Annotated in this window: 21 protein-coding genes and 1 riboswitch; of the genes, 10 read left to right on the top strand and 11 right to left on the bottom strand. The window is 54.2% G+C overall.

Translation table 11 applies throughout. The features are described from left to right. Positions 1-3: 3 nt before the first annotated feature. Positions 4-702: a response regulator transcription factor gene (locus G512_RS0104055; protein ID WP_028480605.1), complete on the bottom strand. Its 699-nt coding sequence runs from the start codon at positions 700-702 to the stop codon at positions 4-6. A 412-nt stretch (positions 703-1114) separates the two neighbouring features. On the opposite strand from G512_RS0104055, the gene G512_RS0104050 reads away from it, so the two are divergent. The 4 genes from G512_RS0104050 to G512_RS0104035 all read left to right on the top strand — a co-directional run bounded on the left by G512_RS0104050 (position 1115) and on the right by G512_RS0104035 (position 6068). Continuing rightward, positions 1115-2725 (top strand): phosphoenolpyruvate carboxykinase, encoded by a 1611-nt coding sequence (locus G512_RS0104050; protein WP_028480604.1) that lies wholly within the window; start codon positions 1115-1117, stop codon positions 2723-2725. A gap of 111 nt (positions 2726-2836) precedes the next feature. Next, positions 2837-3886, top strand: coding sequence for an XdhC family protein (locus tag G512_RS19930; protein ID WP_036488414.1), 1050 nt, complete (start codon positions 2837-2839; stop codon positions 3884-3886). Beyond that, complete coding sequence (locus G512_RS0104040; RefSeq protein ID WP_028480603.1) at positions 3886-5520, top strand: NTP transferase domain-containing protein; 1635 nt, start codon at positions 3886-3888, stop codon at positions 5518-5520. The genes G512_RS19930 and G512_RS0104040 overlap by 1 nt, the downstream gene beginning before the upstream one ends. Positions 5521-5861: 341 nt before the next feature. Then, positions 5862-6068 (top strand): hypothetical protein, encoded by a 207-nt coding sequence (locus tag G512_RS0104035; RefSeq protein ID WP_028480602.1) that lies wholly within the window; start codon positions 5862-5864, stop codon positions 6066-6068. A gap of 92 nt (positions 6069-6160) precedes the next feature. On the opposite strand, the gene G512_RS0104030 is transcribed toward G512_RS0104035, so the two are convergent. From G512_RS0104030 to G512_RS0104005, 6 genes are all read right to left on the bottom strand, one after another. After that, positions 6161-6559, bottom strand: a complete 399-nt coding sequence (locus G512_RS0104030; RefSeq protein ID WP_028480601.1) for a F0F1 ATP synthase subunit epsilon — start codon at positions 6557-6559, stop codon at positions 6161-6163. Positions 6560-6638: 79 nt separating this feature from the next. Continuing rightward, the gene (atpD, locus tag G512_RS0104025; protein WP_028480600.1) at positions 6639-8063 is read right to left on the bottom strand and encodes a F0F1 ATP synthase subunit beta; all 1425 of its coding nucleotides are present in this window, start codon (positions 8061-8063) and stop codon (positions 6639-6641) included. 24 nt (positions 8064-8087) lie between these two features. Beyond that, positions 8088-8972, bottom strand: a complete 885-nt coding sequence (locus G512_RS0104020; protein ID WP_028480599.1) for a F0F1 ATP synthase subunit gamma — start codon at positions 8970-8972, stop codon at positions 8088-8090. A gap of 32 nt (positions 8973-9004) precedes the next feature. Then, the gene (gene atpA, locus G512_RS0104015) at positions 9005-10534 is read right to left on the bottom strand and encodes a F0F1 ATP synthase subunit alpha (protein WP_028480598.1); all 1530 of its coding nucleotides are present in this window, start codon (positions 10532-10534) and stop codon (positions 9005-9007) included. Then, a complete protein-coding gene (locus tag G512_RS0104010; protein ID WP_028480597.1) occupies positions 10534-11094 on the bottom strand; it encodes a F0F1 ATP synthase subunit delta in 561 nt (186 codons plus the stop codon). The genes atpA and G512_RS0104010 overlap by 1 nt, the downstream gene beginning before the upstream one ends. Positions 11095-11307: 213 nt before the next feature. Continuing rightward, complete coding sequence (locus G512_RS0104005; RefSeq protein ID WP_208974927.1) at positions 11308-13521, bottom strand: primosomal protein N'; 2214 nt, start codon at positions 13519-13521, stop codon at positions 11308-11310. Positions 13522-13672: 151 nt separating this feature from the next. On the opposite strand from G512_RS0104005, the gene fsa reads away from it, so the two are divergent. From fsa to G512_RS19920, 6 genes are all read left to right on the top strand, one after another. After that, a complete protein-coding gene (gene fsa / locus G512_RS0104000) occupies positions 13673-14326 on the top strand; it encodes a fructose-6-phosphate aldolase (protein WP_028480595.1) in 654 nt (217 codons plus the stop codon). A 195-nt stretch (positions 14327-14521) separates the two neighbouring features. After that, a complete protein-coding gene (locus G512_RS0103995) occupies positions 14522-15256 on the top strand; it encodes an endonuclease (RefSeq protein ID WP_036488410.1) in 735 nt (244 codons plus the stop codon). A gap of 54 nt (positions 15257-15310) precedes the next feature. Beyond that, positions 15311-16270 (top strand): tyrosine recombinase XerC, encoded by a 960-nt coding sequence (locus G512_RS0103990; protein ID WP_028480593.1) that lies wholly within the window; start codon positions 15311-15313, stop codon positions 16268-16270. A 64-nt stretch (positions 16271-16334) separates the two neighbouring features. Then, positions 16335-16429: riboswitch (TPP riboswitch) on the top strand. A 58-nt stretch (positions 16430-16487) separates the two neighbouring features. Next, the gene (thiM, locus tag G512_RS19925; protein ID WP_036488407.1) at positions 16488-17288 is read left to right on the top strand and encodes a hydroxyethylthiazole kinase; all 801 of its coding nucleotides are present in this window, start codon (positions 16488-16490) and stop codon (positions 17286-17288) included. After that, positions 17288-17929, top strand: coding sequence for a thiamine phosphate synthase (thiE, locus tag G512_RS0103980; RefSeq protein WP_036488404.1), 642 nt, complete (start codon positions 17288-17290; stop codon positions 17927-17929). The genes thiM and thiE overlap by 1 nt, the downstream gene beginning before the upstream one ends. Positions 17930-17995: 66 nt before the next feature. Continuing rightward, positions 17996-18418, top strand: a complete 423-nt coding sequence (locus tag G512_RS19920; RefSeq protein WP_028480591.1) for a hypothetical protein — start codon at positions 17996-17998, stop codon at positions 18416-18418. Positions 18419-18428: 10 nt separating this feature from the next. On the opposite strand, the gene G512_RS0103970 is transcribed toward G512_RS19920, so the two are convergent. The 4 genes from G512_RS0103970 to G512_RS0103955 form a co-directional block, all read right to left on the bottom strand. Then, the gene (locus tag G512_RS0103970) at positions 18429-18812 is read right to left on the bottom strand and encodes a hypothetical protein (protein ID WP_028480590.1); all 384 of its coding nucleotides are present in this window, start codon (positions 18810-18812) and stop codon (positions 18429-18431) included. Positions 18813-18926: 114 nt separating this feature from the next. Then, complete coding sequence (gene lpdA, locus G512_RS0103965) at positions 18927-20330, bottom strand: dihydrolipoyl dehydrogenase (RefSeq protein WP_028480589.1); 1404 nt, start codon at positions 20328-20330, stop codon at positions 18927-18929. Between the two features lie 90 nt (positions 20331-20420). Next, positions 20421-21962 (bottom strand): 2-oxoglutarate dehydrogenase complex dihydrolipoyllysine-residue succinyltransferase, encoded by a 1542-nt coding sequence (odhB, locus tag G512_RS0103960; RefSeq protein WP_028480588.1) that lies wholly within the window; start codon positions 21960-21962, stop codon positions 20421-20423. A gap of 65 nt (positions 21963-22027) precedes the next feature. Further along, positions 22028-24997, bottom strand: coding sequence for a 2-oxoglutarate dehydrogenase E1 component (locus tag G512_RS0103955; protein WP_028480587.1), 2970 nt, complete (start codon positions 24995-24997; stop codon positions 22028-22030). Positions 24998-25044 lie beyond the last annotated feature (47 nt).

Below are 25044 nucleotides of genomic sequence, written 5' to 3'. Positions count from 1 at the left end.
CAATCAGCCTTCGCGGAACCGATAGCCGACACCGTACAATGTCTCGATCATGTCGAAGTCATCGTCGACTACCTTGAACTTCTTGCGCAACCGTTTGATATGGCTATCGATCGTTCGGTCATCCACATACACCTGATCGTCATAGGCGGCATCCATCAATGCATTCCTGCTCTTGACGACGCCTGGCCGCTGGGCCAGCGCGAACAGAATGAGAAACTCTGTAACCGTCAACGTCACCGGTTTGCCCATCCATGTACAGGTATGACGCTCCTGATCCATCACCAGATGGCCGCGCTCCAACAGCTTATCGCCTTCACTGCCTGCTGCGGCGGCGTCCCGAGGCTGAACGCGACGAAGAACCGCTTTCACACGCTCTACCATCAAGCGTTGAGAGAACGGTTTGCGGATAAAGTCATCAGCCCCCATTTTGAGCCCAAAGAGCTCGTCAATTTCATCATCTTTTGAAGTCAAGAAGATGACTGGAAGATCAGAACGCTGACGTAAACGGCGAAGCAGCTCCATTCCGTCCATACGCGGCATTTTGATATCAAAAATAGCCAGATCCGGTGGGTCGTTCTGCAACCCTTCAAGAGCAGATGCCCCATCCGTGTAGGCCTGGACCCTGTATCCTTCAGATTCCAGTGCGATCGATACTGAGGTTAGAATGTTGCGGTCGTCATCAACCAGAGCAATGGTCGGCATAGTTGGGGCCCGATCCTCTTAAAACATGACTTTTCCCAATGATTACCCGATTTAGGCAGTGTGGACAAATACTCGTGAAATAAGGCAAAAGGCTGGATCAGCGGAAAATATAATCCACAGCCGCCTCAGCTTCTTCATCCGTATTCTAGGCCTTTCGGATAAAAGGTCTTATTGAATCCCGTTTGAATTTTCGGCCCAGAAGCCAACTAAATCCATTTAACAAAAAAGTAATCGTCTCGCACTCACTGATTTTAAATTTCAATCGTTTTAACAACTTTCGCCGGTCTTGTTGCATTGTTCGGCATACTTTACGGTCCTCTCTCGTCGCCAGAGATATCAATTCAAACTCACCTATCAGCGACCCATGAAAACTTTAGGTAAAGTTGGGTGAGTGACTGAGGACGTCAACAGAATGGTAGAGTTCGGATCACGAAATTCCGATTGTGGATGTGAGGCTTTTGGGCTGAAGAACCTGAAAGGCCTTTATTGGAACCTAAGCGAGCCGGAACTTTACGAGCAAGCGCTGAAGCGCGGAGAAGCGCGATTGGCTGCCGGTGGTGCGCTACTGACAGAAACAGGTGACCACACAGGCAGATCCCCCAAAGACAAGTTTGTCGTAAAAGACGAGAACACCATCGATACTGTTTGGTGGGAAAACAACGCTGAGATAAGCCGGGAAGACTTTGACAGGCTAAAAGCGGACATGCTGGCGCATGCAGAAAGCCAGGAGCTATTTGCGCAGGACCTGCGCGGTGGCGCGGACCCAGCCCATACGCTTCCGGTGCGTGTCTACACCGAACTTGCGTGGCACTCGCTTTTCATTCGGAATCTGTTGTTGCGGCCAGAAAGTGAGGAGCTCTCCCGCTTTGTGCCGGAGATGACAATCATCGACCTTCCCAGCTTCAAGGCAGACCCAAATCGCCATGGATGTCGCAGTGAAACGGTGATCGCCTGTGACCTCCTACGCAAAATCGTGCTGATTGGCGGCACGGCCTACGCCGGCGAAATGAAAAAGTCTGTTTTCACAGTGCTCAATTACCTACTGCCCGACAAGGGCATCATGCCCATGCACTGCTCGGCCAACGCAGGCGATGACGGGGACACCGCCGTGTTCTTCGGCCTCTCAGGTACTGGCAAGACAACACTCTCGGCAGACCCGAGCCGGACGCTTGTTGGAGATGATGAACATGGCTGGGGGCCCAACGGCATCTTCAATTTCGAGGGTGGCTGTTATGCCAAGACCATCAAGCTATCTCGGGAAGCTGAGCCAGAAATTTTCGCGACAACGGAGCGTTTCGGGACCATTCTTGAAAACGTTGTGGTGGATGATCGGCGTCGCCCTGATTTCAACGACAGCTCCAAAACCGAAAACACACGCTGCGCCTATCCAATCCACTTCATTCCCAATGCAAGCGAAACAGGGCAAGCCGGTCACCCAAAGAACATCATCATGTTGACTGCGGATGCATTTGGGGTATTGCCGCCCATCGCCAAGCTGACGGGTGCGCAGGCCATGTACCACTTCCTGTCCGGCTACACAGCTAAGGTTGCAGGCACAGAACGCGGCGTCACGGAACCAATGGCAACATTTTCTACCTGCTTTGGCGCCCCCTTTATGCCTCGACACCCCTCCGAGTATGGTGAACTTCTGAAAAGGCTCATCCAAAAGCATGGTGTAGATTGCTGGCTGGTGAACACCGGCTGGACCGGCGGGGCATATGGGGTTGGACATCGCATGCCGATCAGGGACACCCGCGCATTATTGAGGGCTGCGCTGGATGGTTCCTTGAAAGACGCGCCCTATCGCACAGACCCCAGCTTTGGTTTTGCTGTACCGACACGCTTAGATGGCGTCGATCCATTAATCCTGAATCCACGCGAGACTTGGAGCGATCCTCAGGCCTACGATGCTCAAGCAGCCAAACTGGTTGGCATGTTCATAGAGAACTTTACACAATTTGCAGAGACAGTTGAGCAGGATGTTCTGAGTGCAGGCCCGGGATCTCGGGCTGCGGCTGAATAGTCGCCAATCACAACGATTGGATAATAGCGCCGGGCCCTGCCCGGCGTTTTTATTAGGCTATGATATCACGCGGCAATGCGGCATTTGATGCGGCACAGTGCGAGGGAGCAAATGGGTCAACGCCAAGAGAGCACCTGCGGAGACGCGGCCTTTAAGGATATATTGGAAACCGCAGAAATCTGGTTGTCCAAAGGCCGTACTTGCGCGCTCGCTACCGTCATCCAAACCTGGGGCTCTGCGCCTCGACCTGTAGGCAGTCACTTGCTCATTGACAATACCGGACACTTTGAAGGCTCTGTCTCCGGGGGGTGCGTTGAGGGCGAGGTGGTAACAGAAGCGCTGGATGCTCTTGAAGACGGGCGCGCGCGGATGTTGGAGTTCGGCGTTGCGGACGAGACGGCTTGGCAGGTTGGCCTTTCTTGTGGCGGCCGCATAATCGTTCGGGTCGAACCATTGCAAGATGGAAACTGGCTTTCCAAGCTGAATAAGTTGCGTCGAAGTCGCAAACCTGCTTGCCGGATGATTGATCTGACTACTGGTGCGGATCAAATCATTGAACCCGAAGAATCTGCTGGCCTCCCTGCCCATCAGGATGCCCTAAATACAGGCTTTAGAAGCGGTCGCTCAGTTCGCGTTCATAATGCGAATGGCCTCGACACATTCTTTAACTTCTTCACGCCTGCAGTTCGACTTGTGGCTATTGGTGCCGTGCATATCAGTCAAGCGTTGACGCCAATTGCGCGTACAGCAGGGTTCGATTTGTCAATCATTGACCCGCGTACCGCATTTGCCTCGCCGGAACGCTTTCGGCATGTATCTCTGATCCCAGAATGGCCGGAAGAAGTCTTCACCAAGGCACCTTTGGACCCTCACACAGCTCTCATAGCGGTGACGCATGATCCAAAAATTGATGACCCCGCGCTGCTGGCGGCTCTGACGACCGATTGCTTCTACGTTGGCGCTCTCGGCAGCCGCAAAACACATGCCAAGCGCTTGGACCGTCTTGCAGAAGCTGGGGCATCTCCAGCTTTACTGGACCGTATCAAAGCGCCAATCGGCCTCAACATCGGTGCGACCACCCCAGCAGAAATAGCAGTCGCCATCATGGCAGAGATTATTCAAGAACTACGCGGACCAAAGCCGCGGAAGGAGGTCGGCTGATGTTTTTTGGCGAGCTACCCATTCATCAGTGCACGGGGTGTTATCTGGCCCATTCAATCAAGCACCCGGGTCTAACTTATAAAAAAGGGTACCTTCTTGACGATGACGACATTACACGGCTTGAACAGGCCGGTGTCACCCACTTGACTGTTGCACGCCTTGAAGATGAGGATGTGCATGAAGATATGGCAGCCACGGTTTTTGCAGGCAGCGCACAAGGAACAAATACGACGTGCGGAGAGGCCTTTACCGGACGGGTTAATATTTATGCCGAATGCAGTGGTATGCTCGTGCTGGATGAAGAGGCCATTCTATCCGCAAACATGGTGGATCCGGCCATCACTCTGGCAACCCTGCCTTCGTTCACAGCGGTAACAAAAGGCCGAATGATCGGAACGGCAAAAATCATCCCTTTCGCCGCGCACCGTCACCACCTGCAAGCCGCGTGTGATGCAGTAAAAAACAGCCTGAAAATCGCGCCCTACGAAAACAAACGAGTTGCTGTCATTTCAAGCAGCCTGCCACACCTGAAACCAAGCACGATTGCTAAGACCCTAAAGGCATTGGAGGAGCGCTTGGCACCCTCGGGCTCAGTCGTTGGCACTCACATAGAAGTGCCTCACCAAAAAGAAACCTTGCGGAAACAACTTCAAGATCTGAGAAACGCCCCGGTGGATTGCTATATCATCTTTGGGGCCTCGGCCATTGTTGATATACATGATGTCATCCCCGCCGCCCTTGTGGAGGCAGGCGGCAGGATCGAGCACTTCGGCATGCCAGTGGATCCCGGAAACCTTCTACTTCTAGGAATGCTGGATGGAAGGCCCGTGATTGGAGCGCCTGGATGCGCGCGAAGCCCGCAAGAGAACGGCTTTGACTGGGTTCTCAATAGAGTACTCGCAAACTTACCCGTGACAGCTGGTCAAATCAAAGCAATGGGTGTTGGCGGTTTGCTGAAGGAGATTTACTCGCGGCCACAACCCCGCGAAAAGCAGCCAGCTAGTGACGCAGCATCCAAGCCCCCAGCGGCGGTCATTCTCGCGGCGGGCAAATCGCGACGCACTGGCGAGCACAATAAACTACTTGCCCAAGTACAAGGCGTTCCCATCATCCGCAAGGTTGCACTTAGCGCAATCGAAAGTCACGCTGACCCCGTGCATGTGGTCGCGGGAGAGCAGATAGATGCCATCAAACGTGCCCTTCAAGGTCTACCGGTAACCGTTGTTTCCAATCCCAATGCGGAAAGGGGGTTGTCAACCTCGCTCGCAGTTGGGTTATCCAGCTTACCTGCGGACACAAGCTGCGCCGTGATTATGCTCGGCGATATGCCGGAGATTGCTGCATCTCATATTAACGATCTGATTGAGGGATATGAGCCACAAAGCGGCCGACTTATAGGCGTAGCCAGCAGCAATGGCAAAAGAGGCAATCCTGTTGTGTGGGACGGGCGCTTTTTTGAAGAACTCAAGACGCTCAAAGGAGACATCGGCGGCCGTCCATTGCTGGAAAAGTACCAAGAGGCAGTTTATACGGTTGAAATGGGACGTGCCGCGCGACTCGACTTGGATGATCCATCCGCGCTTGAAGCGTTTGGCGCAAAAACAGGTGCTTATTCTCTAAAGAAAGATGTCTGATTCTGTCGGAAATGCGGCAATGACAACAGCTCTGTGACACAGCAGCCTGCATATTGCAGAAATATTATAATATATTAGCTCAAAAGAGTAAAAGTTCTTCAGCTACTTAACTGAACCGCGACACCTGGACGCTCTATTGGGCTGTATTTGCCTCTGGAAATCTTGGTGTGAACTATCTATCTTCGCGATCAATCAAGGGCGCGATGCTTGAAGCAGTCGCGCCTTGAATTTTATTTCATGAAAAGAATACGGCTTGCAAACGGCTTCCTGTCCGCTCGGCACCTCGTGCGACTGATGGTCCGTTTCAAAGCTGTTCAAGAAAATAGAAGGCTAGCACGCTCATGACTGCCCTGACTATGCCGCGCCCGGGCCAATGCAAATGGACTGAAGGCGACAGCGGAAACTACACATTCCCTTGCACCAACTCGAATGAAGGTGGCTCCTATTGTGCCTATCACCGTACGATTGTTTATGAGACGCCAGAACAGCGCAAGGCCCGCGCCAGCCAAACAAAGTTTGTTCCGTACAATCGGCGTCTGGCTGCCTAGTAGCAGTGGTTGGTCGAACAACTCTGCTTTTGTAGGAATCCCACAAAAAAACCCCGGCAAATTGCCGGGGTTTTTTGTTTGAAAGCCTTTTCTCACAGTGCGGCTTTAATTTCCTGCAACTGTGACAGCACCAGCTCAGCCTGTTGGCGCTCAATGTCATCGCGCGCATCGGCGACATCCTCTTCAGCGTTCTGGATCTGCTGATCGAGATAAGCCGCATTGATTTCGCTCATCGGAATGGCTTGCTCAGCCAGCACAGTCACACCGGACTGTGAGACGTCAGCAAAACCGCCGCGAACAAAATACTCGTGCTGGTCTCCATTTGCACCGGTCGCGCGAACGACGCCCGGGCGCATGGTAGACAGAAACGGCGAGTGGCCGGCACCAACACCAAACTCACCTTCAGTACCCGGAACGACAGCTGCCGTCACCGCTTCCGAAAGCAAGAGTTGATCTGGTGAAACCAGCTCAAACTGAAACGTATCAGCCATTTAGCTCTTCCTCTGTCCGTCTCTACAAGCGACGGTCACAATCAACCGTCGCTCTGTTCATTCGATCGCCAGACCGAGCTTAGGCAGCTTCGGCAGCCAGCTTGGCAGCCTTTTCAACCGCTTCGTCGATGGAACCAACCATGTAGAAAGCAGCTTCTGGCAGGTGGTCGTAGTCACCATTGACCAGACCCTTGAAGCCTTTGATGGTGTCTTCAAGCGCAACCAGTTTGCCTGGAGAGCCAGTGAACACCTCAGCCACGAAGAACGGCTGGGACAGGAAGCGCTCAATCTTACGAGCACGTGCCACAACCAGCTTATCCTCTTCAGACAATTCATCCATGCCGAGAATGGCAATGATGTCCTGCAAAGACTTGTAGCGCTGAAGCGTTTCCTGAACGGCAGTAGCAACTTCGTAGTGCTCGTCACCCACAATGCGTGGGTCAAGCATACGGGAGTTGGAATCCAGCGGATCCACAGCTGGATAGATGCCTTTTTCCGCGATGGAGCGGTTCAAAACCGTCGTCGCGTCCAAGTGAGCAAAGGTGGATGCTGGCGCCGGGTCGGTCAAGTCATCGGCTGGAACGTATACGGCCTGAACGGAGGTAATCGAGCCCTTCGTTGTGGTCGTAATGCGCTCCTGCATCGCGCCCATGTCAGTTGCCAGCGTTGGCTGATAACCCACAGCAGACGGAATACGACCCAAAAGTGCGGACACCTCGGAACCAGCCTGAGTAAAGCGGAAGATGTTGTCCACGAAGAACAGTACGTCCTGGCCCTGATCACGGAAGTGTTCTGCAACCGTCAGACCGGTCAGAGCCACACGCTGGCGAGCTCCTGGAGGCTCGTTCATCTGACCGTAAACAAGAGCAGCCTTGGAACCTTCGCCACCCTTTTCCTTGTTCACGCCAGATTCGATCATTTCCCAGTAAAGGTCATTACCCTCACGAGTACGCTCACCAACACCAGCGAAGACGGAGTAACCACCGTGCGCCTTAGCCACGTTGTTGATCAGCTCCATGATCAAAACGGTCTTGCCAACACCAGCACCGCCAAACAGGCCGATCTTACCACCCTTTGCGTAAGGAGCGATAAGGTCCACAACCTTAATGCCGGTGACCAGAATTTCAGCTTCCGTGGACTGCTCCACAAACTCCGGTGCATCCTGGTGGATCGCACGGGTTGTTTCCGCTGGAATAGCACCAGCTTCATCAACCGGCTCGCCGATCACGTTCATGATACGGCCAAGTGTGCCGTCACCAACCGGCACGGAGATCGGTGCGCCGGTGTCCTTGACTTCCTGACCGCGCACGAGACCTTCGGTACCGTCCATCGCGATCGTACGTACTTCGTTTTCGCCCAGATGCTGCGCAACTTCGAGAACCAGACGGTTCCCGCCGTTGTCAGTCTCCAGAGCGTTCAGGATCGCAGGAAGCTCGCCATCGAAATGTACGTCGACAACAGCGCCGATTACCTGCGTGACCCGTCCGACTTTCATGTCAGCCATCACTAAATCCTCGTCTCAACTCGGTCAGAGCGCTTCTGCGCCTGAAATGATTTCAATCAGTTCCTTGGTGATCTGAGCCTGACGCTGGCGGTTGTAGCTCAGTGTCAGTTTATCGATCATCTCACCCGCATTGCGTGTCGCATTGTCCATTGCGGTCATGCGCGCACCCTGCTCAGACGCAGCGTTTTCGAGAATCGCGCTGTAAATCTGTACGCTAATGTTCCGAGGCAAAAGAGTTTCTAAAATCTCTTGTTCGCCCGGTTCGTAGTCGTAAAGCGCGGTTGCTCCGGACGCTGCCTTGTCATCGTCTTCGACATCAAATGTCGCCGGGATGATCTGGCTTGCGGTTGGAACCTGACTAATCACTGACTGGAAGCGCGAGTAGAACAACGTGCAGACATCGAACTTTTCCTCCTCAAACATGGTGAGGATCTGATCTGCGATCTGCTTGATGCGTCCGAACTCGATCTTCTTTTCAGTCAGCTCGATCTTTTCAACAATGTGCTGACCTAAATCACGCTTCAGGGCGTCAAAGCCCTTCCGGCCGATGGTGACGATCTGAACCGTCTTGCCTTCGGCAATCAGCTTTTTGGCATGCTCCCGAGCCAACTTGGCAATAGAGGAGTTAAAGCCACCACAAAGGCCACGCTCTGCGGTGCAGACGAGAAGCAGGTGTACCTGTTCCTTGCCCGTGCCTGCCATCAGCTTCGGCGCATCGTCTCGTCCCTGTACTCCGGCGGCCAGATTGCCGAGCACTGTCCCCATGCGTTCAGCATAGGGACGAGATGCCTCAGCGGCCTCCTGAGCACGACGCAGCTTAGCCGCGGCCACCATCTGCATGGCCTTGGTGATTTTCTGCGTCGCTTTGACCGAAGCGATGCGGTTTTTTAGGTCCTTAAGGCTCGCCATGGGCGCCCCCGTTCCTTATCCCGTTGCTTCGATTAACCAAGGGTCTTGACGTAAGCGTCAATTGCCGCCTTCAGTTTTCCGGTGAGTTCGTCGTCCAGAGCCTTCTTCTCCCAGATGAGAGAAAGAACATCAGACTGTTCTGCACGCATATAGCGCAGCAGGCCTTCTTCGAACTCGCGAACTTTCTCGACAGGGATGTTATCGAGATAACCGTTCACACCTGCGTAGATCACGACGACCTGTTCTTCTGTCTTCAGCGGAGAGAACTGTGGCTGCTTCAGCAGCTCGGTCAAACGCGCACCACGGGCCAGAAGACGCTGAGTCGTGGCATCCAGATCAGAGCCAAACTGCGCAAATGCCGCCATTTCACGGTACTGCGCCAGCTCACCCTTAATCGGGCCAGCAACTTGCTTCATGGCTTTGATCTGAGCGGACGAACCCACACGCGACACGGACAGACCGACGTTCACTGCCGGGCGAATACCCTGGAAGAACAGGTCTGTCTCGAGGAAGATCTGACCATCTGTAATGGAGATAACGTTGGTCGGAATAAAGGCCGACACGTCGTTACCCTGTGTTTCAATCACTGGCAGCGCAGTCAAAGAACCACGTCCATGGTCTTCGTTCAGCTTAGCGGAACGCTCGAGAAGACGAGAGTGGAGGTAGAAAACGTCGCCAGGAAATGCTTCACGTCCTGGTGGACGACGGAGAAGCAGCGACATCTGACGATAAGCAACGGCCTGCTTGGACAAGTCGTCGTAACCGATCACAGCGTGCATGCTGTTGTCACGGAAATACTCACCCATGGTCGTACCGGCAAATGGCGCCAGGTACTGAAGAGGCGCAGGGTCAGACGCAGTAGCAGCAACAACGATGGAGTATTCCATTGCGCCGGCGTCTTCCAGAGCCTTCACGAACTGAGCAACCGTGGAGCGCTTCTGACCAACGGCTACGTAGATGCAGTAGAGCTTTTCGTGCTCGTCATCAGACGCATGAAGCGGCTTCTGGTTGAGGAAGGTATCGAGGATGATCGCGGTTTTACCGGTCTGCCGGTCACCAATCACCAACTCGCGCTGACCACGACCAATCGGGATCAGGGCGTCGATCGCCTTGAGGCCGGTGGACATCGGTTCATGCACCGACTTACGCGGCAGGATGCCCGGCGCCTTAACGTCTACGCGGCGACGCTCTGCTGCCTCGATCGGGCCTTTACCATCGATCGGGTTGCCGAGAGGATCCACAACGCGACCCAGCAGGCCTTTGCCCACTGGCACGTCCACGATGGCACCGGTCCGTTTAACGGTGTCACCTTCCTTAATGTCACGGTCGCTACCAAAGATAACAACACCGACATTGTCTGTTTCTAGGTTGAGTGCCATACCCCGGATTCCTCCAGGGAACTCGACCATTTCACCCGCCTGGACCTGGTCCAGACCGTAAACGCGGGCAATCCCGTCGCCTACTGAAAGAACCTGACCTACTTCAGTAACCTCGGCCTCTTGACCGAAGTTCTTGATCTGGTCCTTTAGGATGGCGGAAATTTCCGCGGCCCGAATATCCATCAGCCGACCTCTTTCATCGCGAACTTAAGAGAGTTGAGCTTGGTACGTAGCGAGGTATCGATCATCCGGCTGCCCACCTTCACGATGAGGCCGCCAATAATGGATGGGTCTACCTTCACTACTACGTTAACGTCCTTGCCCGTGGAAGCATTGAGCGCTTCGCGCAGAGCAGAAGTGTGATCAGCCGAAAGTTCGGTTGCCGAAGTCACCTCAGCGGTAACTTCGCCGCGTTTTGCGGCCAGCAGCGAACGGAAGGCTGAAATCATACCTGGGATCGCAAAGAGGCGCCGATTTTTGGCAACCAACTTCACAAAATTTGCGGTGAGGCCAGAAATGCCGGCCTTCTCCAAGATAGGGGTGAGCGCTTTAGTTTGCGCGTCTGCACTAAAAACGGGGCTCTTGATGAGGCGATCTAGATCTGAGCTCTCTTTAATAAGAGCATCAAAACGATCGAGAGCAGCCTCGACTTCCGCAACAGCATTCTGCTCCTCTGCGAGCTCTAGCAGGGCGGAAGCGTAACGCAAGGCCACGCCTGAAATGAGAGATACGTTGTCAGTCACTGGATCCGTGCTCTCCGGCGCATTCAAGGTTGGTAGCGAGACTCGCCAAGATTCCAACACCTTGAAAAGTCGCATGTAATTCAGATTTTCGGATAAGGTATAAGGTATACCATATCCTTAAAGCCGCGCTTCGCATAGCACAGGCATGGCAGCCATGCAATACGGGCTAAGTATTCCAACGCACAGCCTCAGGTTAGTATTGGCATTGGCAGACTACATGAAGCTCTGCGGATCTATGTCCACCTGTAGACGAATATTGTTCTTAGGCTGATTTACGCGTTGCAGCCAAGCTCGCAGAAACCCTTGCAAATCAAACCCTCTACGGGCAATTACCAATATGCGGAACCGAAAACGACCACGCACTTGAGCCATAGCGGCCTCTGCTGGCCCCAAGATGGAGACGGGACTATCAACAGGCGCGACACTTACGACATGTCGTGCATAACTTTCTGCCGACACCCTGTCGGGGCCTGAGACGACAAGAGCAGCGAGTCTGCCAAAAGGCGGCAACCCTGCATGCTCTCGCGACTCAATCTCTACATCATAAAAGGACTCCGGGTTCCCGGAGAGTAACGCCTGAATAACCGGCTGATCCGGGTTGTAGGTCTGCAAAAACCCCTTGCCGCCGCCATTTATACGCCCGGCACGTCCTGTGACCTGCGCCAAGAGTTGAAAGGTCTTTTCTGCCGCACGCGGATCGCCGTTCGCCAAGCCCAGATCCGCATCAATGACGCCAACAAGTGTCATCAAGGGGAAGTTGTGACCCTTTGCCACAAGCTGGGTGCCAATAACGATATCCACTTCCCCGCGTTCGATCAGGTCCATCTCTCTCTTGATTCGTTCAGTTCCTCCTGGGAGATCGGAAGACAAGACAAGAACCCGGGCTTCGGGAAACAGATCTGCGACATCTTCGCCGATTCTTTCCACGCCGGGACCACATGCGACGAGGGAATCAGGCTTACCGCATTCTGGACACTTGTCCGGTATGGGCTGCGAATAGCCACAGTGGTGGCAAACCAAGCGCCCACGAAAGCGATGTTCGACGAGCCAAGCCGAGCAGTTTTCGCAGTGGAACCGGTGACCACACGTTCGGCACAACGTCAGCGGTGCATAACCCCGCCGATTCAAGAACAAAAGTACCTGATTGCCAGCCGTAAGGGTTTCCTGCATAGCCTTGACCAGGGAAGGGGCCAACCATCGCCCACGCTCTGGTCCGTCCGTTCGCATGTCGATGCCAACCAGCTCAGGCATGGCTGCACCGGACGCCCGTTCGGGCAGCGAGATCAGATCATACCGACCAAGCTGTGCATTTACCCGGCTCTCAACCGAAGGGGTGGCGCTGGCAAGAATGACAGGGAACCCTGTGATGTGCCCGCGTACCACCGCCATGTCGCGCGCGTTGTAGGGCACTCGATCGTCTTGTTTGTAAGCGCCATCATGCTCTTCATCCACGATGGCAAGACCAAGACTGCAGAACGGCAGGAAAAGCGCCGAACGCGCACCCACAACGACCTTCACCTCGCCATTCGCGACGCCGCGCCATGTTCGTTCTCGGCGGCGCGCGGGAACCTGAGAGTGCCATTCAGCCGGTCGCACACCAAACCGACGCTCGAAACGATCCAGAAACTGACTCGTCAATGCGATTTCCGGTAATAAAATGAGTGTTTGCTGGCCGCGACGGAGCGCTTCAGCGAGTGCCTCGAAATACACTTCAGTCTTGCCGGAGCCCGTGACGCCATCAATCAGAAAGCATTTGAACCCGTTGCCAACGGCGGCAACCAGTCTCTCGGCGGCCTCTTTCTGCATATCGGTCAGAGTGGGGCCGGGCAGCGTGGGGTCCGGATCTGGCAGCGGAGGCGTTGCAGGCAACAAGGTGGTTTCCAACACCCCATGATCCTTCAACCCATCGATGACGGAGGGACTAACCCCCGCAGCTCCGGAGAGGCCTGCTTTGGTCCACGCCATTCCGTCATCCAACAGATCCAGCACACGTTGACGGGCCGCAGTCTTGCGTTCGGGCTCTTTCCCCGGAATTCGCCTGAACCCCAAAACCTGTTTTTCCGGCTCCAGCGCCTCTTCGGACCGAAGCACCATGCGCAACACCATGCCGGGCGCGCCGAGCGTCCAGTTCGCCACCCAGTCAACGAAACGACGCAGGTCCTCTTGCAACGGATCAGCACTGAATACCTGCTGAATTGACTTCAGTTTTTTTGGATTCACGGATTTGTCGGCTTCACCGTCCCATACAGCGCCGATCACACTGCGCGAGCCCAGCGGTACGCGAACGATTGAGCCCGGGCGAACCTGCATATCCTCCGGGACCTTGTAGGAGTACGGGCCCGCAACGGCAACCGGCACCAGAACAGGTACAATTTGCCCTTGATTTTCAAAAGGCAGGTCGCCAAAGATTTCCGCAGTTCCTTCCAAGCCTCAGGTCCTTTTGCTTGCTTGTTGATTGAAAAACGCCGATTGCGGCTAGTTTAGGCGAAAGAAGGCGCTTGATAGAGAGATTTCTAGGTCCCCTCCCCATCTAACCGCGGGACGAGGCCAGATAACGACAACAGGAGCCAGATTAGGCATGAAATTCTTCGTCGACACTGCTGACACAGCAGAAATTCGGGAGCTCGCGGAAACCGGACTTTTGGACGGTGTGACCACCAACCCATCGCTGATCATGAAAGCCGGTCGGCCCATGAAAGAAGTGATTGCAGAGATCTGCGATATTGTTGATGGCCCCGTGTCAGCTGAAGTTGTTGCCATGGAAAAGGAAGCAATGCTGGCAGAGGCCAACGAGCTGGCAGCAATTGCCGACAATATTTGCGTGAAGCTGCCCTTGACACTTGACGGCCTGAAGGCGTGCCGCGCACTTGCCGACAAAGGCGTAAAGACGAATGTCACCCTCTGCTTTTCTGCCAATCAGGCCTTACTTGCCGCGAAAGCTGGCGCCTCTTTCATCTCTCCATTCATTGGGCGGCTCGATGACATCAATATCGAAGGTCTCGACCTGATCGCCGAGATCCGCCAGATTTATGACAACTACGGCTTTGAAACCGAAGTACTCGCAGCCTCGATCCGCACCGTCAATCATGTGAAGGACTGCGCTCTCATCGGGGCAGATGTGGCTACAATTCCACCTGCGACCCTGAAATCACTCGTAAAGCACCCGCTCACCGACAAGGGCCTTGAAGCCTTCATGAAGGACTGGGAAAAAACCGGTCAGAGCATTCTCTGAACAATTTCTCATAGAAGCTTCAAGCTAAAAAGCGCGGCCAGAAACGGCCGCGCTTTTTGCTTATTGCAAAGGTCATACACATAAGAAGTGGGGGTGTTTATAAACCACTCCAGTTCCTTAACACGATGTTAAACCATGTGCGTCCACCTGTTTGCGCGCGCCTCAGCGCTTGTGATGGCAACAGGTATCAGATAGATGGCACTCCTGCGGATTTCTCTTGGGCTTCTGATTGTTTGGCTCTTTCCAGCAACTACATTGGCGGAACCGGACTTTTCTTTCAGCACCGCGAAAAAGCATCTGGAACGCTCAATTTACCGCAGCAGCGAGGAACGCAAGAGCTTTTATTGCGGTTGCAACTATTCTCAAGAGAAGCAAGTAGATAGCACCATTTGTGGCTACACGCCGCGTAAAAGCGCAAAGCGTGGGAAACGCATTGAATGGGAGCACGTTGTTCCAGCCTCACGCTTTGGCTCATGGCGCACCTGCTGGACAGACGGCGATCCCGAATGTGTCACTTCAAAGGGCAAGACCTACAAGGGTCGGCGCTGCTGTCGCAAAGTTGACCCTCAGTTCAAGATGATGGAAGCCGACCTTCACAATCTGGTCCCCGCAGTGGGCGAATTGAACGGGGATCGCTCAAACTATCGGATCGCCGAATTGCCAGGTGAGCCCAGATCCTACGGCGCTTGCGACTTTGAGATCGACTTTGCCAAAGATTTAATGGAGCCCGCTGAGGCGATAAGAGGAGACATCGCACGGGCCTATTTCTACATGCGCAGTACCTACGGAATGAACCTCAGCGATCCAGAAATACAGATGTTCGAAAAATGGCATGTTGCAGATCCCATATCGGCTTGGGAACTCGAACGCGATCGCCGGATTGTTGAAATACAAGGAACTACAAACCCGTTCGTCGCCTCTGGTTTCTAGCGTCGGTGGTTGATAGGTAACGGTTCCTAGACGGTTTTGGGTCACATTATCCTGATGGTAGCTTCATCCTTTTCATCCGACGATCTGCTCGTGATTGCCAAGCCGGATCTGAATGCCGCGCTCGAAGACTGGCTCAACTTTCTGGGCTCTGAGCGACGCTATTCCGATCATACCTTGATTGCCTACGAACGCGACGTCCAACAATTCCTGCGCTTCTTGACCGATCATTTGGGCGGCGCCCCGGGCATTATGGATCTGGCGGATTTGAAGCCAGCAGATTTCCGAGGCTTTCTTGCACGCCGACGTCAGAGCGGGGCGCAAACACGTACACTGGCGCGCGGCTTGGCAGGGATTCGCTCGTTGCTCACTTTTCTTGAACAACGCGGTCAGGTGAATGCAGCAGGTGCTGCGGCAGTACGCACCCCGCGCCTGCCCCGCAGTTTACCCAAGCCCATTGGGGCCGAAGACGCCAAGGCAATTGTCAGCAAAGATTTGTCGTTCGAAGATACACCGTGGGTGGCGGCTCGCAATGCGGCCGTGTTTACGCTGCTATATGGGTGTGGTCTGCGTATTTCCGAGGCCTTGGCACTAACACCGGATACAGCCCCCAAGCATGGCGACACCTCACTGCGTATCCGAGGCAAAGGAGGCAAGGAACGACTTGTGCCCCTTCTGCCGGTCGTGATTGATGCAATTGATGACTATAAAGAGCAGTGCCCACATGATTTGGCGGCAAAGGGCCCGCTATTCGTTGGCGTACGCGGCGGCAAATTGAACCCGAGAATGATCCAGCTTGCCATGCAGAAAGCACGCAGCGCGCTCGGCCTTCCAGACACAGCGACCCCCCATGCCCTGCGCCACTCGTTTGCAACCCACCTGTTATCTGGCGGAGGTGATTTGCGCTCTATTCAAGAGCTCCTTGGACACGCGAGCCTTTCAACCACGCAGATCTATACGGAAGTAAACAGTGCCCGCCTCTTGGATGCCTACGACAAGTCACATCCGCGCCGTTGATGGCCCACATCGTCCATCGAAAATGCAGGCCTATTGAAACCAAAAGGACGATCCCTTAGATTCATGGCGTGAACCGGGGTGCCCTTGTTGGGCTGAGATCATACCCGTATGACCTGATCTGGATAATGCCAGCGAAGGGAGCGATCACATGGCAGACAGGTAAACACATACCTGAGCTGACCCTCTTTCGCTCTCCTCGCGCACAAAGGAACATTTGATGACCTTGATAGAGCGCGCCTGTGAGACACTCACCACCATTCGTGATTCAAGCCCGTTGGTACACAACATGACAAATGTCGTTGTGGCCAACACAACTGCAAACGCGCTGCTTGCCTTGGGCGCGTCCCCAGCAATGGTCGATGCACCACTGGAGGCACCCCAGTTAGCCTCCGTCGCAGGTGCACTGGTGATCAATCTGGGCACCATTACGCCCGCACAAGCAGAAGCAATGAAGCTGGCATGTGAGGCCGCCCAACAGGCTGACGTTCCTTGGATCCTTGATCCCGTGGCTGTTGGCCCTCTTACCTACCGGAGCAATCTGGCAAGGGAACTGCTGGCCTTCAAACCTGCTGTCATTCGAGGCAATGCATCGGAAATCATGGCACTGGCAGGTTTGGGAACTGGCGGCAAGGGTGTCGATAGTACGGACAGCTCAGAAACTGCCCTCGATTCCGCAAAATCACTCGCCAAAGAAACTGGCGCGGCCGTCGCTGTATCCGGTCCCACCGACTACATCACCGATGGCACCCGAACGGTGACCGTAAAAAATGGCCACGACATGATGCCTGCTGTTACAGGCCTTGGCTGTACGGCAACGGCTTTGATCGGAGCCGCTCTTGCTGCCACGAAAGACCCTGTCGAAGCAGCTGCTTTTGGCCTCTTGTATCTCGGGGTCGCTGGCGAAGTTGCCGCCAAAGGCGCCGCCGGCCCGGCAAGCTTGCAAACTGATATCATCAATCAACTTTATCATCTGAATACGAAGCTCATTCGTGAGCGCGGCAACATGGGCGAACTCTGATGCACGCTTTTGATCTCTCCGTTTACCTTATTCTTGGACCTCAGGCTTGTGCCGGGCAAGATCCCATTTCGATCGTAGAGGCGGCAGTCAATAACGGGACGACCCTTGTACAACTGCGAGATAAATCCGGCGCAACGCGGGATCAAGTCGCATTGGCACGGCGTTTAAGAGATATTCTTGTCCCAAAGGGTATCCCGCTCATCATCAACGATCGCATCGATGTGGCCATGGCCGCAGATGCAGAAGGGGTCCATGTGGGCCAAAATGACATGTGTGCGGCAGATGCACGTCGGCTCATTGGTCCGGACAAGATCCTGGGAGTTTCCGTATCTACCCAGTCGCACCTTGATGCAATCGACGCAGAAATAACGCAATACATTGGCGTTGGTGCTTGTTATCCGACCGGCTCCAAAGATGATGCTGACAATCTGGGCATGCATGGTTTCGCAAGTCTTACCAAGCAAAGTACGCTGCCGGTGGTCGGGATTGGGGGAATCAATCACAGCAATGCCCACGAGGTTATTGAATGCGGAGCCGATGGCGTTGCAGTGATTTCAGCCATTTGCGGAGCTGTAGATGCTGGAAGCGCATCAGCTGACCTTGCGAAACTGGTCAAATCCGCAAAACAACGTTACGCTTAACCTACACCTTAGATTTTGGGGGTTATTCTATCCCCCAGAATCTCCGTTGGTGTGGGGGAGCGCAATATGATCGGACAGGCACTTCTTTTTTCAACCGCTGTTGCTGCGGGCATCGCCTTTTCAGAGGCGACTGAAGCCGCGTCGGACAACAGCGCCTGCCCGGCATTCGTGGCAGGCGAGTGGTATAATCCGGATCCAGAGCTTCACGATCTGAGCAGCATCGAGCTTGAGGTATCCTGCGAATACCAAAGCCCCTACATTAAAGCACGCGTGAAAACCTCCTGCCGGCCCCGAGATTGCTCTTGGGGCTGGAGCGATGGCTATCTCCATCACTCCGGTCTGATCCTCTTGGAATATGGCGGTATCTTCAAATCACAACGTTTGAACGTGCGCCCCGGGCAAAACCGGCTTGAGGTGTTCATGAAGACAACGGTTCATGGTAATGAATCCAAGAACCTCCAACGCAATTTCATATTGCTACGCGATTAGTGAAACGGCTTCAGCCGAAAAAGCTTTCACCGGCAAAGATGAAGAACAGGCCCAGTCCGAGAGCTATGACAATGACATATTTGAACAACTCATAGGCCGTTCGCAAAATGGGGATAATGGCAAGACCCACAACTGCACCGAACAACAAGCTACCTTCTGCCGGCCAACTGGATCCCGAACCCGCGAGCAATATATAGGCGAGCGCAGCACCAACCGCAGCCAAAACCAAATACATATAGGCGGGGATACGATCTACCCACCTGTCAATCTTGTCGTCAAACACATCAAGAATCGGGGTACCGGTTTGACTGGCCGACTCTCGATTTGTACGACGATCGCTTTGCAGAGATTTGTATAAAATATAATCTCCAACTGCGCTTTTCTTCTTGGCCATCGCCCCCTCCATACAACACTAAGTAGTTATAGCCGTGGTTTGATGAACCTAAGGTGAACCGTCGAAGCAAACGTAAAAAGGGCCGGGAACCCGGCCCTCAATAATATTTAAGCGTTACATATGGATGGGCTTGTCATAAACGGCCATTGCCGCTTCCTTTACCGCTTCCGACATTGTTGGATGGGCATGGCAGGTACGCGCCAGATCCTCAGAGGACCCTCCGAACTCCATCAGGACACAAGCCTCATGAATCATGTCGCCAGCACCATGTCCAATGATGTGAACGCCCAGAACCTGATCCGTTTCAGCGTCTGAAAGCACTTTCACCATGCCATCAGTGGCGAGCATGGCTTTTGCGCGCCCGTTGGCCGTGAAGGGAAATTTGCCCGCCTTGTACTTGATGCCTTCTGCCTTCAGTTCATCTTCGGTTTTGCCAACCGACGCAACTTCAGGTGAAGTATAGACCACGTTCGGGATCACGTTGTAATTCACGTGGCCCGCCTGCCCGGCCAGAATTTCAGCAAGAGCAACGCCTTCATCCTCTGCCTTGTGGGCCAACATTGGTCCGGCAATCACATCGCCTATTGCGTAGATACCATCGACAGTTGTCTTGAAGTGGGTATCCGTCTTGACCCGGCCTCGGTCGTCAAGCTCGACACCCGCTTCCTTCAACCCAAGGCCTTCGGTATAAGGACGGCGTCCGATAGCCACCAACACCACATCAGCATCGAGCGTTTCGGCGTGAGCTTCCCCCTCAGCAGGTTCAACGGTTACTTCAAGGCCGCGACCTTTTTTGGAGACACCCGTTACCTTGGATGACATTTTGAACGCCAGGCCCTGTTTCTTGAGAGAGCGCATGAACTGTTTGGAAACGTCCGAATCCATTGGCCCCAGAACCTTGTCCATAAACTCAACCACCGTCACCTGCGAGCCAAGGCGCGCATAAACCGATCCAAGCTCCAAGCCGATGACACCAGCGCCCACGACCACGAGTTTGCCGGGCACTTTTTCAAGTTCCAGCGCGCCTGTAGAGGTGACAACCTGCTTCTCGTCGATGTCGATGCCGGGCAGAGGCGTACTGTCTGACCCAGTGGCGATGACGATGCTTTTAGTCTCGAGAATGGAACTAGAACCGTCCTCGCCTGTAACTTCAACCTTTCCGGGGGCCAGAATGCGACCTGTACCGTGATGCGTCTCCACCTTGTTCTTCTTGAACAGGTAATCGATGCCCGTCACGTTGCTTTCAACTACACCATCCTTGTTGGCCAGCATGGCCTTCCAATCCACCTTGGGCTTGGAGGTCTTGATACCGAGTTGCTCAAAATTATGAGTAGCTTCCTCGAAAACTTCAGAGGAATGCAAAAGTGCTTTGGAGGGGATGCAGCCAATGTTGAGACAGGTGCCACCATGCGTCTTGCGTTTCTCGACAACAGCCACCTTGAGACCGAGTTGTGCTGCCTTGATGGCGCACACATAACCGCCGGGACCAGTGCCGATAACCACGAGATCGTAGGACATATTTAAATCCCTATTAAAAAGCGTGAGCCCGAAATACGGGAAAAGAAATGCCATGCCCGTCTGAATGCCGGGCATGGCAGCAGCAAGGGCTTAAAGATCCAACACCAGACGCTGTGGATCTTCCAGACTTTCCTTAACGCGTACAAGGAAGGTCACGGCCTCCTTGCCATCCACGATGCGGTGGTCGTAGGACAGCGCAAGGTACATCATTGGGCGGATCACGACCTCACCATTGATTGCAACCGGCCTTTCTTGGATCTTATGCATTCCCAGAATGCCAGACTGCGGCGCATTCAGGATTGGAGAGGACATCAGAGAACCGTAAACACCACCATTGGAAATGGTGAAGGTTCCACCCTGCATGTCGGCCATACCCAACTTGCCATCGCGAGCTTTGCGCCCCAGATTGCCGATCTCTTTTTCAATCTCAGCTATGGACATCTGATCCGCATCACGAACAATCGGTACAACAAGGCCTTTGTCTGTGCCAACGGCAACGCCGATATGCGCGTAGTTTTTGTAAATGATATCCGTCCCATCGATCTCGGCGTTCACTGCCGGGATTTCCTTGAGCGCATGGGTGACGGCTTTCGTAAAGAAGCCCATAAAACCGAGTTTGACGCCATGCTTCTTCTCGAAGATATCCTTGTACTGCTTGCGCAGATCCATAATCGGCTTCATGTCCACTTCGTTGTAAGTGGTGAGCATGGCCGCCGAATTCTGCGCATCTTTCAAGCGGCGAGCAATCGTCTGACGCAACTTGGTCATACGGACTCGCTCTTCACGCGCCTCGTCTTCAGGCGCGGAAGGGGCGCGAGCAGATGCTGGCGACTGTGAAGCTTGCGGTGCAGCGTTTATACCAGACGCAACTGCAGCGATTACATCGCCCTTGAGTACCTGGCCGCGCTTACCCGACCCCGCGACCTGATCAGCAGACAACCCCTTTTCATTCATCATCTTAGCCGCAGACGGAGCCGGCGGCATGGCTGTCGACTGTGCCGGTTGCGCAGCCGCTGGTTTTGCGCTGGCAGCCTTTTCAGATGTATCGGAAGCAGGAGCAGCCGCGCCGTCGCCCGGAGCCACCTTACACAGCACCTGACCCGGCTCAACCGTTGCCCCGGTTTCCTGAGAGATTTCGACTACAGTACCTGCAACTGGGCTCGGTACTTCCTGCGCCGCCTTGTCTGTTTCAAGTTCGACCAGCGTGTCATCGGCATTAACTGTATCGCCAACCTTGACAAACCATTCTCCGACTTCGGCTTCAGTTACGCTTTCACCGGCGGATGGAACAACTACACTGACTGGATCTGCTGCTTTGAGGCTTTCGCCGCCAGAGGAAGGCTCGGTTTTGGCTTCCTCCTTCTTCTCCTCTGCTTTTGCAGCAGGTGCGCCAGCTCCTTCAAGGATGGCACCCAGCAGCGCGCCAACTTCAACGGTGTCTCCCTCGTTCACCACAATGTTTTCGAGGGTACCCGCGGCAGGAGCCGGCACTTCAACCGTGACTTTGTCGGTTTCAAGTTCAACCAACGGCTCATCTGCGTTAACAGCGTCCCCCGGCTTTTTGAACCATTGCGCAATTGTCGCTTCGGTTACGGATTCACCCAGAGTGGGCACGCGAATTTCCGTCGCCATAATTCAATCTCTTTTCAATTCAGGGCCGACTAGGGCCTCACGGACATAGTGATGTTGCGTTGAAGTCACTCGGCGAAAGCGTCGTCGAGGAAAGCCTGCAGCTGAGCCAGGTGTTTGGACATCAAGCCGGTTGCCGTTGCCGCGGCAGCGGGTCTCCCAACGTATCGCGGCCTACCTACCTTGGCGTTGACATGTTCCAGCACCCACTCAATGTATTCTTGAACAAAGAACCAAGACCCCATGTTTTTTGGCTCTTCCTGACACCAAACCACATCGGCGTTTTTGAAGCGAGCCATTTCAACGCAGAGTGATTTCGTCGGGAACGGATACAACTGCTCAACACGCAGAATGTAAACGTCGTCGATACCACGCTTCTCGCGATCCTCCAGCAAATCATAGTAGACCTTGCCGCTACACAGGATCACACGGCGGATCTGGTCATCTGGCTTCAGGGCAACCGTTGATCCCGGATTGGTCTCGGCATCATCATGGAGCAAGCGGTGGAAGCAGCTGTCAGCCGCCATCTCTTCCAGCTTGGACACGGCACGCTTGTGACGCAGCAAGGATTTGGGTGTCATCAAAACCAAAGGTTTACGGATGTCACGCTTTAGCTGGCGGCGCAGAATGTGGAAATAGTTTGCTGGTGTTGTGCAGTTTGCCACCTGCATGTTGTCTTCTGCACACATTTGAAGGAAGCGCTCCAGTCGTGCCGACGAATGCTCTGGACCTTGGCCTTCATACCCATGTGGCAACAGACAAACGAGACCGGACATGCGCAACCATTTACGCTCACCAGATGAGATGAACTGATCGAACAAAACCTGTGCCCCGTTGGCGAAATCGCCAAACTGAGCTTCCCACATGGTCAAGGCATTGGGTTCGGCCAGAGAGTAACCGTACTCAAAGCCGAGGACCGCTTCTTCCGAAAGCATGGAGTTGATCACTTCATATCGCGCTTGATCTTCTGTGAGATTGTTTAGCGGGATATAGCGGTTCTCGTTCTCCTGATCGTACAGAACTGAATGGCGCTGCGAGAAGGTTCCACGCTCACAGTCCTGTCCAGACAAGCGCACGGCATGACCTTCACTGAGCAGCCCGCCGAATGCCAGTGCTTCAGCCGTCGCCCAATCGATGCCCTCACCAGTCTCAATCATCTTGGCACGATTGTTCTGGAACCGTCGGATCGTGCGATGAGCATTGAAATCCTTCGGGATTTCAGTGAGCTTCTTGCCGATATCCTTCAGCTTGTCGAGATCAATTCCTGTACTACCGCGGCGAGGATCATCTTGATTCTTCGCGACCTTCATCCCGGACCATTTGCCATCCAGCCAATCTGCCTTGTTTGGCTTGTAGGCCATACCGGTTTCAAACTCCCGGTCCAGATGGGTGCGCCAGTTCGCCTTGGTCTCATCAACGCTCTCTGCCGTAACAAGACCTTCCTTCACGAGCTTATCGGCGTAGATCTGCAAGGTCGTCGCGTGTTTGCGAATCTTGCGATACATGATCGGCTGGGTGAAGGCTGGCTCATCTCCTTCGTTGTGGCCGTAACGCCTGTAGCAGATCATGTCGATCACAACGGGACGCCCAAACCGTTGACGGAACTCAACCGCAATTTTCGCTGCATACGTGACAGCCTCCGGATCATCCCCGTTTACGTGGAAGATCGGCGCTTCAATCATCTTAGCGACATCGGATGGATACGGCGAGGAACGCGAGAAACGTGGATTGGTCGTGAAACCAATCTGGTTGTTGATGATCACGTGGATTGATCCACCCGTACGGTGGCCACGCAGAGCTGACAGCCCAAAGCACTCCGCTACAACACCCTGTCCAGCAAAGGCTGCATCACCATGAATGAGGAGTGGCAAGACAGAAGTCCGGGTGACCTCCGTCGTTTCGACCCAGTTGGACAACTGGTCCTGCTTGGCACGGGCCTTGCCCAAGACCACCGGATTAACAATTTCAAGGTGAGACGGATTGGCTGTCAGGGACAAGTGAACGTTGTTATCATCAAATGAGCGATCTGAGGACGCACCAAGGTGGTATTTAACGTCACCGGAGCCTTCCACGTCGTCGGGCGCGTAGGAGCCGCCTTTGAACTCGTGGAAGATAGCACGGTGCGGCTTACCCATCACTTGAGAAAGAACATTCAGACGCCCGCGGTGAGCCATTCCAAGCACGATCTCTTCAATGCCCAAAGCCCCGCCGCGCTTGATGATCTGTTCCAGGGCGGGTATCAGGGCCTCGCCGCCATCAAGGCCAAACCGCTTGGTGCCGGTGTATTTAACATCAAGGAACCGTTCAAAGCCCTCCGCTTCGATAAGCTTGTTAAGGATTGCCTTTTTGCCTTCTGGCGTAAAGGCTACCTGCTTGTCAGGCCCCTCAATGCGCTCTTGAATCCAAGATTTGGCCGCAGGGTCGGAGATGTGCATGAACTCGACGCCCAGCGTCGAGCAATAAGTCCGTTTCAGAATGTCCAGCATCTCCCGAATGCTGGCAAACTCCATTCCAAGAACGTTGTCGAGGAAAATCTTGCGGTCCCAATCATCCTCTGAAAAGCCGTAGGTGGCAGGATGCAGCTCTTCATGATCACCGGGCACAGCCAGGCGCAAAGGATCCAGATCGGCATGCAAATGACCACGCATGCGATAGGCTCGGATCATCATAAGCGCCCGCACACTGTCGCGCGTCGCCTGAAGAACATCCTCCTCAGCCATATCGATGCCGGACTTGGCCGCCTTGGCTTTGATTTTGTCGCTGACCTGTTTCTCCGAAGGCCAATCGCCGTCAAGCGCCGAGATCAACTCGCCATTGGCGTGGACAGGCCAATCCTTCCTGCCCCAAGTAGCGCCACGCGCCTCCTTGACAACATCCTCAGGATTGTCCTGAAGCGTGGCAAAAAAGTCCTGCCACTCTTCGGAAAGTGAGTGTGGGTTTTCCTGAAATTGAGCGTAGAGCTCTTCGATATAGGAAGCATTGGCGCCGTAGAGAAACGACGTCAAAGCGAAAACATTGTTCGCGTCCTGCCGTGCCATGTTTTATCAAGCGGACTTTTCATCCGCCTTCTTTCCTAGGGGCTGGT

It is taken from the genome of Pseudovibrio exalbescens DSM 16456 (assembly GCF_000422785.1).
Classification (GTDB): Bacteria; Pseudomonadota; Alphaproteobacteria; order Rhizobiales; family Stappiaceae; genus Pseudovibrio; species Pseudovibrio exalbescens.
The sequence above is the reverse complement of the archived record's forward strand: the minus strand, read 5'-3'. Positions and strand labels throughout refer to the sequence as shown.

Bases quoted from the DNA above. Each gene is read 5' to 3' on its own strand.
- G512_RS0104020 (WP_028480599.1), bottom strand. From the start codon at position 8,972: ATGGCGAGCCTTAAGGACCTAAAAAACCGCATCGCTTCGGTCAAAGCG.
- thiM (WP_036488407.1), top strand. From the start codon at position 16,488: ATGACCTTGATAGAGCGCGCCTGTGAGACACTCACCACCATTCGTGAT.
- atpA (WP_028480598.1), bottom strand. From the start codon at position 10,534: ATGGATATTCGGGCCGCGGAAATTTCCGCCATCCTAAAGGACCAGATC.
- G512_RS19930 (WP_036488414.1), top strand. From the start codon at position 2,837: ATGGGTCAACGCCAAGAGAGCACCTGCGGAGACGCGGCCTTTAAGGAT.
- G512_RS0104040 (WP_028480603.1), top strand. From the start codon at position 3,886: ATGTTTTTTGGCGAGCTACCCATTCATCAGTGCACGGGGTGTTATCTG.
- lpdA (WP_028480589.1), bottom strand. From the start codon at position 20,330: ATGTCCTACGATCTCGTGGTTATCGGCACTGGTCCCGGCGGTTATGTG.
- thiE (WP_036488404.1), top strand. From the start codon at position 17,288: ATGCACGCTTTTGATCTCTCCGTTTACCTTATTCTTGGACCTCAGGCT.
- G512_RS0103970 (WP_028480590.1), bottom strand. From the start codon at position 18,812: ATGGCCAAGAAGAAAAGCGCAGTTGGAGATTATATTTTATACAAATCT.
- G512_RS0103955 (WP_028480587.1), bottom strand. From the start codon at position 24,997: ATGGCACGGCAGGACGCGAACAATGTTTTCGCTTTGACGTCGTTTCTC.
- G512_RS19920 (WP_028480591.1), top strand. From the start codon at position 17,996: ATGATCGGACAGGCACTTCTTTTTTCAACCGCTGTTGCTGCGGGCATC.
- atpD (WP_028480600.1), bottom strand. From the start codon at position 8,063: ATGGCTGACATGAAAGTCGGACGGGTCACGCAGGTAATCGGCGCTGTT.
- fsa (WP_028480595.1), top strand. From the start codon at position 13,673: ATGAAATTCTTCGTCGACACTGCTGACACAGCAGAAATTCGGGAGCTC.
- G512_RS0104030 (WP_028480601.1), bottom strand. From the start codon at position 6,559: ATGGCTGATACGTTTCAGTTTGAGCTGGTTTCACCAGATCAACTCTTG.
- odhB (WP_028480588.1), bottom strand. From the start codon at position 21,962: ATGGCGACGGAAATTCGCGTGCCCACTCTGGGTGAATCCGTAACCGAA.
- G512_RS0104055 (WP_028480605.1), bottom strand. From the start codon at position 702: ATGCCGACCATTGCTCTGGTTGATGACGACCGCAACATTCTAACCTCA.
- G512_RS0103995 (WP_036488410.1), top strand. From the start codon at position 14,522: ATGGCACTCCTGCGGATTTCTCTTGGGCTTCTGATTGTTTGGCTCTTT.
- G512_RS0103990 (WP_028480593.1), top strand. From the start codon at position 15,311: ATGGTAGCTTCATCCTTTTCATCCGACGATCTGCTCGTGATTGCCAAG.
- G512_RS0104050 (WP_028480604.1), top strand. From the start codon at position 1,115: ATGGTAGAGTTCGGATCACGAAATTCCGATTGTGGATGTGAGGCTTTT.
- G512_RS0104035 (WP_028480602.1), top strand. From the start codon at position 5,862: ATGACTGCCCTGACTATGCCGCGCCCGGGCCAATGCAAATGGACTGAA.